Below are 13002 nucleotides of genomic sequence, written 5' to 3' on the forward strand. Positions count from 1 at the left end.
TACCGCCGTTGGAGGGGCTCCCTCCGCTGTGGAGGCGTGTTCAATGGAAAAGCGTTTTGTGCCCCTTCTGCTGGGGGCGGATATCAATGTGTACAGCATGGCCCGGGCCTTTCATGAGGCCTACGGCGTGCGTACCGTGGCCTATGGGATGTATCCCTCCGGCCCCTGCGTAGGCAGCGACATCATCGACTACCGGGTGTGCGCCAACAACGACGCCCCGGAGGTGGTGCTGGAGAATGTGAAGAAGGTGGCCGCCGAGTTCTCCGACCGGAAGGTCATCGTGCTGGGCTGCGGAGACAACTATCTGACCTCCATCGCCTGCAATCTGCCCCATTTCCCGGAAAATGTCATTGCGCCCTATATCGATCTGGCCACCATGGAGGTCCTGATCCACAAGGAGAAATTCTACGAGCTGTGCGATCAGCACGGCATCGACCACCCCGCCACCTTTGTCTACAAAAAGGGCATGGGGCACGACTTCACCCTCCCCTTCTCCGGCCCCTTCGTGGTGAAGCCGGCCGAGTCGGCCACCTACTGGGACCATCCCTTTGACACCCAGAAGAAGGCCTATATCCTCCAGACCCGGGAGGAGGTAGACCGGGTGCTGGACGAGATCTATGAGCACGGCTATGAGGACTCCCTCATCATTCAGGACTTCATCCCCGGGGATGACAGCTTCATGCGGGTGGTCACCAACTACTCCGGCGAGGACGGCAAGGTGCGTCTCATGTGCGTGGGCCACGTGCTCCTGGAGGAGCATACCCGCCACGGCATCGGCAACCACGCCGTCATCATCACCGAGCCCGAGCCCGAGCTGTGCGAGAAGCTCCGCTCCTTCCTGGAGGCCATCGGCTATACCGGCTTCTCCAACTTCGATGTGAAGTACGACCAGCGGGACGGCAAGTTCAAGGTCTTTGAGATCAATACCCGCCAGGGACGGAGCAACTACTACGTCACCGGCGCGGGCTACAACCTGGCCAAATATCTGGTGGAGGACCGCATCGAGCACAAGAGCTGCGAGCTGACCATCACGAAGAACCGCCATATGTGGCGGGTCATTCCCCGGAGTGTGGCCTACGACTACATTCCCAAGCGCTTCCACGGGGAGATGAAGGCCCTGGAAGAGCAAAACGCGGTGGTCAACCCCCTCTTTTACAAGGCCGACCGCAATCTGATCCACAAGCTGCGCATCATCCGGGATCAGTGGCGCTACAAGAAGCGCTATGCCAGCTCCATGGAGAAAGCCAACTGACCGACCGAGAGGAGGAGCCCATGGCAAACGACCGACCGAAGCTGGGTATCCTGGGCGGCATGGGCCCCCAGGCCACGCTGGAGCTGTGCCAGCGCATCGTGGACTATACCGACGCCGACCGGGACCAGGACCATATCCCCACGCTGATTTACAACGATACCTGGATCCCCGACCGTACCGGGGCCATTCTGGGCGGCGATGCCCAGCGGTGCTATGAGGCCCTCCTGTCCGGGGGCCGGGTGCTGGAGGGGGCGGGCTGCTCCATTCTGGCCATTCCCTGCAACACCTCCCACTACTTTGCCGCCCGGCTCCAGGAGGACCTGGGGGGCATGAAGCTGCTCCACATGGTCCGGGAATCGGCCGCTGTGCTGGCCCGGCGGGGATGCCGCCGGGTGGGCGTTCTGGCCACCGACGGCACGGTGCGCACCGGTGTCTATCAGCGGGAGCTCCAGGCGCTGGGGATCGAGTGTCCCCCGCTGCCGGAGGAGATCCAGCGCCGGGTCATGTCCATCATCTACGATGAGATCAAGCGGGGCCGGCGAGGCACACCGGAGGACTTTGTCCCCATTGACCGGGCCGTGCGGGAGGAACTGGGATGCGACGGCGCGGTGCTGGGCTGTACCGAGCTGTCGGTCTTCCGGACCTTCCACGGCCTGCCGGAATTCTATCTGGACGCCCTGGATGTACTGGCCCGTCATTGTGTGACCGCCTGCGGTTATCCACTGCGGGAGTGCTAAATGTGGAAAACCCCCGCCGTTCCAATTGGAACGGCGGGGGTTTTTGCTGTTTATTCCTCTTCGTTTTGGAAGAGCAGGCGGTACTTCCCGCTTCCCTCCACGGCGTAGACCGCGTCCAGGTCCTCGTCGGCCATGGCAGGGTCAAAGTCCATACCGAACTTGACACAGGTGCCGCAGGAGGCGGACAGTGCCCGGGGCACCGGCATCATGGCGGCGCTGTCTCCCAGCGCCCGGAGTTTCTTCTGAAAGGTCAGGGCGCCGAAGTGGGTGTGAAAGGTGGCGATCTGTTCCATCTTACTTGGTAATGGTCAGCTCAAAGTCCTCGCCCACGGCCCGGTGGCTCACCTGATAGCCGGCGTTGGAGGCAAAGCGGGTGATGTTCTGCACGGGAGTCATGCTGTCCACCAGCACCTTGAGGGGGGTGCCCTTCTGAAGGGCCTTCTTGGTCATCAAAACGGGTTCGGGGCAGGAGTAGCCCCGGGCGTCCAGTTCATTCATGGTTCTATGCTCCTTTCCGAAATCAGGCTTTCTTGCGGTTGAGGTTGGCAGCGCCGATGGCGGCCACCACAATCAGACCCAGGATCACAGCGATCTGGCCATTGGCGGTGGGACCCTTGGCAGAAGAGGCCAGACCGAAGTTGTGGCAGAAGGCGGCGCCCACGACCATGCCCAGAACGGCCACGGAGGAGTCACTGTTGCCGCTGCCGGAGAGGATGAGCTGCCGCAGGGGGCAGCCGCCCAGCAGGACCGAGCCGAAGCCCACCAGGACCATGCCCAGCAGGTTCCACAGGCCGTCGTTATAGGCCACGGGCTGATCGGTAAACGAGAAGTTGACCGGATTGCCCAGGATCAGGTTGCCCACCAGGGCGGCCACAAAGATGGCGATGAAGCCCAGCAGCAGGTGGAAGTCCTGGAACAGGATGGCGTCGCGGATGCCGCCCACCATGCACAGGCGGGTCTTCTGGGCCAGAGCGCCCACCACGAGGCCGGCGATCAGGGCCAGGGCGATGGGAGCGGCCTTGGAGCCGGGAGCCTCCGAGGAGAAGAAGATGAAGGCGGGACGGAGCACCAGCAGCACCAGCAGACCCAGGGAGATCAGGGGCATCACGAAGCCCTCAGCCTTGGGCTGGGGGGTGGATTTCTTCAGGGTGAAGCCGGCGCGCAGGAAGAAGGTGCCCACCAGAATGCCCAGAGCGAAGCCGATGAGGCCGAGCACCGCATTCAGGTCACCGCCGCCCAGGCGCAGGACCATACGCAGGGGGCAGCCCAGGAACATCAGGGCGCCCACCATCACACAAAAACCGAGCACAAAGCGCAGGACCGGAGACGAACCGCCGCGGACGTTGAATTCCTTCCCCATCATGGCCATGCCCATAGCGCCCAGAACCAGGCCGATGATCTCAGGCCGGATGTACTGAACTGTCTCTGCACGGTGGAGTCCCACAGCGCCGGCGATGTCCCGCAGGAAGCAGGCAATACAAAAGCCCATGTTGTAGGGATTCCCCTGCCAGGAGAGGATGGCGGCGATCAAGCCCACCACCGCGCCGGCCACGATAATGAGGCCGTGCTGTTTCAGCTTTGACATAAAAAGTTCCTCCTTTACCCTTGCACGCCACACAATGCGTACTTACTCGTTTATTATAGCCGCCCTTTCCGCAGAATGGAAATTGAAAACAACGATATAAATATGGTGGTAATATTGAGAAAATCAATAAAGAAGCATGTGGAATAATTACAATATAATTTATTTTATTTTTAAATAAAATATTTCCAAGTGCAAACGGAAGGTGTATACTGAGGGGGAACAGTATGGGGAGGAGCATCCTGTGAGATCCGCGCAAAAAAACGGACCCCGGCTGAGCCGGAGTCCGTCTTTCTATCGCGTGAAGCATAAAATCAATAGCCGGGACGCAGACGTACCAGCTTGTCCCCGCGCGCTTTTACCATGCCGATGGCAGCGCCGGGCACGCCCAGGTCCTTCAGACGCTGGAGGAGTTCACCGGAGCGGGATTCGGGCACCGTGATGAGCAGGCCGCCTGCCGTCTGGGGATCGTACATGGCGTCGGACCGCTCCAGCGCCACACCGGGCTCCACCACCACATCATCGGCCAGATAGCCCATGTTGTTGTAGGCGCCGCCCGGGATGATGCCGTCTTTCGCCAGCTCCAGAGCCTTGGGGACGATGGGCACCGCGTCGGCCCAGAGTTCAAAGCTCAGGCCGCATCCCTTGGCCATCTCCTGCACGTGGCCCAGCAGGCCGAAGCCGGTGATGTCGGTACAGGCGGTGGGATGCACGGGGAGCATGGCCTCCTGTCCCTTTTTGTTGAGGGTGGTCATGATCGCGAGCATCTCGTCATACTCCGCCTGGGTGAGAAGCCCAGCCTTAGCGGCGGTAGAGAGAATGCCGGTACCAAGGGGCTTGGTGAGGACAAGGATATCGCCCTCTTTGGCCCCGTCATTGGTGAGAACCTCGTCCGGATGGGCAAATCCCATCACGCACAGCCCGTATTTGGGCTCCTTGTCCTCAATGCTGTGGCCGCCGACGATGACGGCACCCGCCTCCATCACCTTGTCATATCCGCCGGCCAGGATGCCCTGCACCACCTCCAGAGGCAGGCAGTTGGGGAAGGTGAGCAGATTCATGGCGATTTTCGGCGTGCCGCCCATGGCCCACACATCGGACAGGGCATTGGTGGCGGCCACCTGACCGAACTGGAAGGGATCGTCCACAATGGGAGGGAAGAAATCCACCGTGGCGATCATGGCCGTCTCATCGTTGACGCGGTAGACCGCCGCGTCGTCGCTGGAGTCAAACCCCACCATCAGATTCGGATCATAGATGCGGGGCAGATCGGCGAGCAGTTTTCCAAGGACACCCGGTCCTATTTTGGCCCCTCACCCACCGGCTGAGGTCATCTCGGTCAACTTGATCTTGCTTACATCCGACGACATATTCCGCACCCACTTTCTTGTGTTATGGCTCTCCGGGGGAGAGCGTGTTCTATTCTAACCCTGTTTCCTGCAAATAGCAACCACAACCCGAGAAGAAGAGAGAGGAACGATCATTATGCAACTCAAGCAACTGGAGGTCTTTGTGCAGGTGGCCCGCCTCAAAAGCTTTTCCAAGGCTGCCGACGCCCTCTACCTGACCCAGCCCACCATCAGCGCCCACATCAGCGCACTGGAGGGGGAATTGGGCAGTAAGCTGGTGGTCCGCTCCACCAAGGAGATCCAGCTTACCGCAACCGGCAATATCCTCTACGGCTATGCCAACCAGATCCTGGGCCTGTGCGAGCGGGCGGAGCAGGAGGTCAAGACGGCCTCCTCCGACATCCAGGGTGCCCTGTCCATTGCGGCCTCCACCGTGCCCTCCCAGTACCTGCTGCCCCGCATTCTGCCCCATCTGCGCAAGCGCTATCCCAAGGTCTTTTTCCAGGTGTTTCAGGGGGACAGCAGCCAGGTGGCCCAGCGCATCTTTGAAAACGGCGCGGAGATGGGAATCATCGGCTCGCCGGTACAGAAGGCGGGATGCGTCTGTACGCCCTTCTTTTCCGAGCGCATGGTGATCGTTACGCCCAATACGCCGGAATTCCGGGAACTGGACGGGACCATTTCCGGACAGGTGCTGCGCGCCAGTCCCTTCCTGGTGCGGGAGCCCGGCTCGGGTACCCGCAAGCGCAGCGAGGAATTCCTGCGGGGCATTGGAATCGATCCCCGGGAGCTGACCCTGGCGGCCCAGCTTCAGAGCACGGAGAGTATTTTGCAGGGGGTCAAGAACGGCCTGGGGATCTCCATTGTGTCTGGGCTGGCGGCGGCGGACTATGTACAGATGGGCAGTATCCTGTCCTTCGACTACGATAGTCCTCTGCTGGACCGGCAGTTCTATCTGATCCATCACCGCACCCGGCCCCACTCCCCGGCCGCATCTATGCTGCTGCAGGAGCTCCCCCGGTATTTTCAGGGGGAGATTGAGGCGGGCAGCCTCAAAGCGGAACCGACATCGTAAAAAACGGCCCTGCCGCAGCTGCGACAGGGCCGTTTCCGTTCGCTTCTCAGGGGCGAAATTTAGTTGAAATACTCGGTAATACCGGTCTCGCCGATGTCGTACTCGTTGGGGATATCGATCTTACCGGCCTTGATGTCTTCCACGGTCTGCTCGACCTGAGCCACCACATCCTCAGGCAGGGTGGCCTTGAAGTCCTCGTTCCACTGGAAGGAGATAATGCCCTCCTTCATGCCGAGATACTGGATCTCGCCGGAGGCCTCACCGTTCATGACGGACTCAAACGCAGCCACATAGGCGCCGGGGGCGTCCACCATCATGTTGCCGGCCACCTGCTCAGGAGCACCGGAAATGTAGTCGCCAAAGACGCCGAAGGCATACACACCCTCGGACTCAGACACGGCCTTGATGGCGCCGCTGTTGCCCTCGTCGGCATTGGGGAAGATCACGTCGGCGCCGCCCTGAATCTGGCTCTGGATGGTCTCATAGGCCTCGTTGGAGTTGGAGGCGCTCAGGACGGAGAACTTGACCACGTTGTTGGGGTCCACGCTCTTGGCGCCCAGGGCAAAGCCCACGCCGGGCTTGGTAAAGGAGGGGTAGTCGCCGCTGACGATGGTGCCCATGACGCCGCTCTGGGTGAGCAGGCCGGCCAGAACGCCGCAGACATAGCCGCCCTCCTCGGTGCTCATGCACATGGGGAACTGATTCTCACCGGTCACGGCACCGCCGTTGGTAATGAACCAGGTGTCGGGGTAGCCGGGAGCCACTTCGGAGAAGTACTCGGCAAACTGGCCGCCCTGGCCAAAGACGATCTTGTAGCCCTCAGCAGCCATATTTTCGGCCTCGGCCCGGGCGTCGTCAGCCGTGGTGACCGAGTCGATGATGGCCACCTGGCAGTCGTACTTCTCCTCAATGGCACGCACGCCGTCGGCGCCCTGCTGGCAGTAGCCGCCGTCGGTGGGAGAGCCGGAGAGCATGACGCCGACTTTCCAGGTAGAGGGGTCGTCAGAAGCAGCCTGGGTGGGTTCGGTCCCGCCGCCGCCACAGCCGGAGAGAGCCGCTGTGAGAAGAGAGCAGGACAGGAGCAGAGAAAGTGCCTTTTTCATGTGGGTATCCTCCTCAAAATGAATCAGTGCGCGGGGTCATCAGAAGAATTTTCCGATACCACTATCATAATCAAAAAGGATTCCGCCGTCAAGGGAAACGGCGGTAAAATGGGCCCGTTTGGTCATCCAAACGGGCCCATTTTGATGGTGTGATTTAGTTGAAATAGACCTCGGTTCCGGTCTCGCCGATCTCATACTCGTTGGGGATGTCGATCTTGCCGGCCTTGATGTCCTCGATGGTCTGCTCCGCAGCAGCCACCACATCCTCGGGCAGGGTAGCCTTCAGGTCCTCGTTCCACTCGAAGGAGATGACGCCTTCCTTCATGCCCAGGAACATAATGTCGCCCGTGGTCTCGCCGTTCATGATGGCATCAAACACGGCCACATAGGCGCCGGGGGCGTCGGGCAGGCTGTTGCCGATGACCTGGTTGGGGGCGCCGGAGATGTAGTCGCCGAACACGCCGAAGCCATAGACCTCGGGGTTCTCAGACACGGCCTTGATGGCACCGGAGGTACCCTCGTTGGCGTTGGGGAACAGGAAGTCGGCACCGCTCTGGATCTGGCTCAGCGCGGTCTCATAGGCCTCGTTGGTGTTGGTGGCGCTGAGGACGGCGGATTTGACCGTCACATCGGGGTTGACGCTCTTGGCGCCCAGGGCAAAGCCCACGCCGGGCTTGGTAAAGGAGGGCCAGTCACCGCCGGCAATTACGCCCAGCGTATTGGTCTTGGTCATCATGCCAGCGATCACGCCGCAGACATAACCGCCTTCCTCCGTGCTCATGCACATGGGGAACTGATTTTCGCCCACCACGGAACCACCGTTGGTGACGAACCAGGTGTCAGGATAGTCGGGAGCCACTTCGGAGAAGTACTCGGCAAACTCGCCGCCCTGACCAAAGATGACTTTGTAGCCCTCAGCGGCCATGTTCTCAGCCTCGGAGCGGGCCATGTCGGCCGTGGTGACCGAGTCGATAATCGCGACCTGGCTGTCATCCAGACCGTATTTTTCCTGAATGGCACGTACGCCGTCGGCGCCCTGCTGGCAGTAGCCGCCGTCGGTGGGAGGGCCGGAGAGCATGACGGCAATCTTGATGTCATCATACTCAGAGCCGCCGGAAGCACCGGAATCGCCTGTGGGAGCAGTGGACGGCTCGGCCGAAGAGCCGCCGCAGGCGGACATCCCCACCATGAGAGCGCCGGCGAGGAACAAGGGAATCAGCTTTTTCATTACATTATCCTCCTTTTGATTGGCATGACTGGGTGCATCCAGTCTATGCAGTGGGATACGCGCCCATGAGAGCGGGCTGATTCGCCGGTGTGACAGACACCGCCGGATATGCCTCCTGTATGCACCTCCAGATGGAAGATGCGGGCACAGGCTTGGAGAACCTCTGAGACCCTTCGGCATGGGGACAGAGTTGCGTCCGTCCAAGGTCATACCCCCGTGGGTGAAAGGAATGGCTCACCACAGTGATATCGTCAAGAATCACAAAAAGATTATATCATATGAAGACTATATGTGGTGAACTTGCCACTATTCTAAAGGACGAATGAAAAAAAGTCAAGAGGAAATGGTCTATTTAAATAAAATAAAGGTGATTATTTAAAAGGTATTTGTCAAAATAGACAAAAATGAAATGAGGAGTTTACCTTATGGAACTTCAAAAAGGCGGCGTGCAGTTCATCTGCACGCCGCCTTTCGGTCAGGGTAAAATTTACTTTTTGCGGGAATAGGGGGTGTTCTCCAGGGGGAGGGTGGTACGGAACTGGCCGTCCATCTTATAATAGGCACCCTGCACCGCGGGAGGGGTGGGGATGGATGTGATCTCACCGATGCCGACGGCGCCATAGCCCAGTTCAGAGTCCTGGTTGGCCTCCACGATGATGGCCTCCACCGGGGGCGTCTTGTTGGCGCGGAAGAGTCCCAGGGTACCAAACTTGGCGGTGGGCTTGCCTTCCACCAGGGGGAAGTCCTCGGTCAGCGCATAGCCAAGGCTCATGACCACGCCGCCCTCGATCTGGCCCTCCACGCTCAGCGGGTTGATAGCCCGGCCCACGTCGTGAGCGGCCACGACCTTTTCGATGGTGCCGTCCTCATTGAGGCAGACCACCTGGGTGGCATAGCCGTATCCCACGTGGGATACGGGGTTGGGCTTGTCGGCGCCCATTTTGTCGGTGGCGGCCAGATACTCGCCATAGAACTCCCGGCCATTCAAATCGGCGAGGGAATTGCCGGCGTCCAGGACCTTCTTGAGTTCCAGACAGGCCCGGCGGCAGGCCTCACCGGTGATGAGGGTCTGACGGGAGCCGGAGGTGGTACCGGCGTCCGGGGCATTGTTGGTCTCGGCCTGGGGATAGACCACCACGTCCTGATGCACGCCCAGCGTCTCGCAGGCGATCTGCGTGAGAACGGTGCCCAGGCCCTGTCCGATGCAGGAGGCACCGGCCCGCAGCCAGATCTTTCCGTCCTCCACCGTGATGCGGCAGCGGCCCCAGTCGGGGAGTCCCACGCCGACGCCGGCGTTCTTCATGGCGCAGGCAATGCCGGCTCTGGGATGGTTCTCATAGACCTCTTTGACGGCCTCCAGAGTCTGCGCCAGGGCAGTGCCGGGGAAGGCGATCTGACCGTTGGGCAGGACCTGGCCCGGACGGATGGCGTTGCGGTAGCGGATCTCCCAGGGAGAGATACCCACTGCTTCTGCCAGCAGGTTCAGGTTACACTCGGTGGCAAAGCAGCTCTGGGTCACGCCGAAGCCGCGGAAGGCGCCGGCGGGCGGGTTGTTGGTGTAGACGGCGGTGCCGTCGATGTCGATGACCTGATAGTTATAGGGGCCGGCGGCGTGGGTGCACAGGCGCTGAAGCACGGGGCCGCCCAGGGACGCATAGGCGCCGGTGTCGGTGACCACCACGGCCTTCATGGCGGTGAGGTAGCCGTTCTCATCACAGCCGGTGGTGAACTCCATCCAGGCAGCGTGGCGCTTGGGATGGATGAGGATGCTCTCATCCCGGGTCAGCTTGACCTTGACCGGGCGGTGGGTATGGTAGGCCAGCAGCAGGGCGTGGTGCTGTACGCTCACGTCCTCCTTGCCGCCGAAGCCGCCGCCCACCAAGGCGTTGATCACGTGGATCTGCTCCGGCTTCCAGCCCATCATGAGAGAGCACTCATGCTGGGTATCGTAGGTGCCCTGGTCGCTGGAGTAGATGAGGGCCTCCTGATTCTCGTCATCCACCATGGCCACGGCGCACTCGGGCTCCAGGAAGGCGTGCTCGGTGGGAGGCGTGTAGTAGGACCGGGTGACCACATGGGCCGACTTGGCCAGCACCTCGTCGGCGTTGCCGCGGACCAGATGCTCATGGGCCAGGATATTGCTGCTGCTGCTCTCGTGGACCAGCGGGGAGCCCTCTTTCAGGGCCTCCCGGGCGTCGAAAATGCCGGGCAGCACCTCATACTCTACCTTAATCAGGGCCTTGGCCTGCTGGACCTGCTCCCAGGTCTCGGCAGCCACCAGGGCCACGGCATCGCCCAGGTAGTGGGTCACATGGCCCACGGGAACCAGAGCGTCCCAGTCCTGCTTCAGATGGCCAACCTTAAAGGAACCGGGGATATCCGCCGCCGTGAGGACGGCATGGACGCCGGGCACGGCCTTGGCCGCGCTGGTGTCGATGGAGAGTACCCGGGCCCGGGGATACTGGGCGCGCAGAGCGGAGCCCACCAACATGCCGTCGATCTGGATGTCATTGGTATACTGGCCGTAGCCCAGGACCTTCTCGGCCACGTCCACCCGGTGGGCCCGCTGACCCACGCCGGTGACCACCGGAGGCTTGAGATCTCGGCGGTCCTCCCGGATCAGGCGGGCGGCCAGCTCGATGGCGTCGATGATCTTCTTATAACCGGTGCAGCGGCAGATGTTGTTGCGGATGGCAAAGGCGATCTCATCCCGGGTGGGATTGGGATTGCGGTCGATGAGGGACTTGCCGCACAGGACCATGCCGGGGATACAGAAGCCGCACTGGACGGCTCCGGCCTCGCCGAAAGCGTAGACATAGACCTCACGCTCCCGCTCGCTCAGTCCTTCGACCGTGAGGATTTCCTTCCCTTCAAATTTGGAGACCTTCTGGACGCAGGCCTTGATGGGGGCGCCATCCACCAGAATGGTACAGGCGCCGCAGGCGCCCTGGTCGCAGCCGTCTTTGACGGAGGTGAGTTTCAGGTCCTCGCGCAGGACATCGATAAGTTTGCGGTCCTGCTCGACGGTTACGGTCTTGCCGTTGACGTTCAGAGTGAACATCTGAGTTGCCTCCTTTAAATCCTTTGAGATGGTTCTTACCGTGCGGGAGTGGGGTGTAGATGCGGATCGAACGTATCCGGCGGGGGCGATACAGCCCATCTGCATTTTGCACATTCCAATCTCAAAATAAGCCTATTTTCCTTCTTGTTTATAGCTTAGCACTAATTTTTTGGAAAGGCAATATTGGGCTTGTAGGTAAAATAAACAAAATTCAAAAATAGTTTTAGTTAAAATAAAAAATTTTTAGGATACCACTTGACTTATCAGTATAATATGGTATTATGGTTGCGGAAAGCGGGAGAAATTCCGCGAGGTAATCTCTCAAATTTTTACGGAGGCGAATGAAGTAAAATGGAGATGGAACAGATTAAGTGGGTACCCAATCGGATGCCCAAGAGCGACGACAAGTGGCTGGAAGTCATGTCCCTGGAGAACGTGGCCAAGGCCCGCGCGTTTCACAGCAGCTTCCCTCAGTATTCCGTGACCCCTCTGGCCAACCTGAAGCGGATGGCCACCTACATGGGCCTGGGCGGCATCTATGTTAAGGATGAGTCCTATCGCTTTGGCCTGAACGCCTTTAAGGTGCTGGGCGGCTCCTTTGCCATGGCCCGGTACATCGCGCAGAAGACCGGCAAGGACGTGTCCGAGATGACCTATGACTACCTGACCAGCGAGCAGCTGCGCAAGGAGTTTGGTCAGGCCACCTTCTTCACCGCCACCGACGGCAACCATGGCCGCGGCGTGGCGTGGGCTGCCAACAAGCTGGGTCAGAAGGCTGTTGTCCATATGCCCAAGGGCAGCTCCATTGCTCGTTACAATAACATTGCCAAGGAAGGCGCCAAGGTCACCATCGAGGACGTGAACTACGACGACTGCGTGCGCATGGCTGCGGCTGAGGCCGACGAGTGCGAGAACGGCGTCATCGTGCAGGACACCGCCTGGGAGGGCTACGAGGACATCCCCTCCTGGATCATGCAGGGCTACGGCACCATGGCTTCTGAGGCGGCCGAGCAGCTGCGTCAGATCGGTGTGAACCGTCCCACTCACGTGTTCGTGCAGGCGGGCGTGGGTTCTCTGGCCGGCGCGGTGCAGGGCTTCTTCCACAACCTCTTCCCCAATGATCCTCCCAAGGTGGTCATCATGGAGACTTCCGCGGCCGACTGCCTGTTCCGCGGCGCTCTGGTGGGCGACGGCAATCCCCGCATCGTCACCGGCGATCTGAAGACCATCATGGCCGGCCTGGCCTGCGGTGAGCCCAACATCATCGGCTGGGACATCCTGCGCAACCACTCCAGCGTCTTTACCTCCTGCCCCGACTGGGTCAGCGCCAAGGGCATGCGTATGCTGGGCGTTCCCTGCGACGGCGACCCCGTGGTCATCTCCGGCGAGTCCGGCGCCGTGGGCATGGGCTGCCTGGATGCCATCATGAACAACCCCGATTACAAGGACCTCAAGGATTATCTGGGCCTGGACCGCTTCAGCCAGGTGCTGATGATCTCCACCGAGGGCAACACCGATCCTCAGAAGTTCCGCCGCATCATCTGGGACGGCGAATATCCCACCACCAGCACGCCGCTGGCTGAGTACGAAGGTTATCGACTGAACAAGTAAGACT

The 13002-nt window shown here is 60.5% G+C and carries 11 protein-coding genes; 4 read left to right on the top strand and 7 right to left on the bottom strand.

Annotation, left to right across the window (positions count from 1 at the left end):
• Nucleotides 1-43 precede the first annotated feature (43 nt).
• Nucleotides 44-1252, top strand: coding sequence for a carboxylate--amine ligase (locus I2C21_RS06320; protein WP_186963147.1), 1209 nt, complete (start codon nt 44-46; stop codon nt 1250-1252).
• A 20-nt stretch (nt 1253-1272) separates the two neighbouring features.
• Complete coding sequence (gene cuyB / locus I2C21_RS06325) at nt 1273-1989, top strand: cysteate racemase (RefSeq protein WP_101692407.1); 717 nt, start codon at nt 1273-1275, stop codon at nt 1987-1989.
• A gap of 50 nt (nt 1990-2039) precedes the next feature.
• On the opposite strand, the gene I2C21_RS06330 is transcribed toward cuyB, so the two are convergent.
• From I2C21_RS06330 to selD, 4 genes are all read right to left on the bottom strand, one after another.
• On the bottom strand, nt 2040-2282 hold the full coding sequence (locus tag I2C21_RS06330; protein ID WP_101692406.1) for a putative Se/S carrier protein: 243 nt from the start codon (nt 2280-2282) through the stop codon (nt 2040-2042).
• 1 nt (nt 2283) lies between these two features.
• Nucleotides 2284-2487, bottom strand: a complete 204-nt coding sequence (locus I2C21_RS06335) for a sulfurtransferase TusA family protein (RefSeq protein WP_101692405.1) — start codon at nt 2485-2487, stop codon at nt 2284-2286.
• 22 nt (nt 2488-2509) lie between these two features.
• Complete coding sequence (gene yedE / locus I2C21_RS06340; protein ID WP_195278821.1) at nt 2510-3574, bottom strand: YedE family putative selenium transporter; 1065 nt, start codon at nt 3572-3574, stop codon at nt 2510-2512.
• Nucleotides 3575-3885: 311 nt separating this feature from the next.
• Nucleotides 3886-4941 (bottom strand): selenide, water dikinase SelD, encoded by a 1056-nt coding sequence (gene selD, locus I2C21_RS06345; protein WP_101692403.1) that lies wholly within the window; start codon nt 4939-4941, stop codon nt 3886-3888.
• A gap of 115 nt (nt 4942-5056) precedes the next feature.
• Here selD and I2C21_RS06350 point away from each other — a divergent pair, with 115 nt between their 5' ends.
• Nucleotides 5057-5995, top strand: a complete 939-nt coding sequence (locus I2C21_RS06350) for a selenium metabolism-associated LysR family transcriptional regulator (protein ID WP_193535840.1) — start codon at nt 5057-5059, stop codon at nt 5993-5995.
• Nucleotides 5996-6054: 59 nt separating this feature from the next.
• Here I2C21_RS06350 and I2C21_RS06355 read toward each other — a convergent pair whose 3' ends face one another.
• From I2C21_RS06355 to xdh, 3 genes are all read right to left on the bottom strand, one after another.
• Entirely contained in the window at nt 6055-7098 is a 1044-nt protein-coding gene (locus I2C21_RS06355) for a BMP family lipoprotein (RefSeq protein ID WP_195278822.1), read from the bottom strand.
• A gap of 154 nt (nt 7099-7252) precedes the next feature.
• A complete protein-coding gene (locus I2C21_RS06360; protein ID WP_195278823.1) occupies nt 7253-8326 on the bottom strand; it encodes a BMP family lipoprotein in 1074 nt (357 codons plus the stop codon).
• A 487-nt stretch (nt 8327-8813) separates the two neighbouring features.
• Complete coding sequence (gene xdh / locus I2C21_RS06365) at nt 8814-11387, bottom strand: selenium-dependent xanthine dehydrogenase (protein WP_101692399.1); 2574 nt, start codon at nt 11385-11387, stop codon at nt 8814-8816.
• Nucleotides 11388-11744: 357 nt separating this feature from the next.
• On the opposite strand from xdh, the gene dpaL reads away from it, so the two are divergent.
• Nucleotides 11745-12998 (top strand): diaminopropionate ammonia-lyase, encoded by a 1254-nt coding sequence (gene dpaL, locus I2C21_RS06370; protein WP_193535846.1) that lies wholly within the window; start codon nt 11745-11747, stop codon nt 12996-12998.
• The last annotated feature ends 4 nt before the right edge of the window (nt 12999-13002 follow it).

It is taken from the genome of Clostridium sp. J1101437_171009_A5, assembly GCF_015547905.1.
In the GTDB taxonomy this organism is placed as follows: Bacteria; Bacillota; Clostridia; order Oscillospirales; family Oscillospiraceae; genus Pseudoflavonifractor_A; species Pseudoflavonifractor_A gallinarum.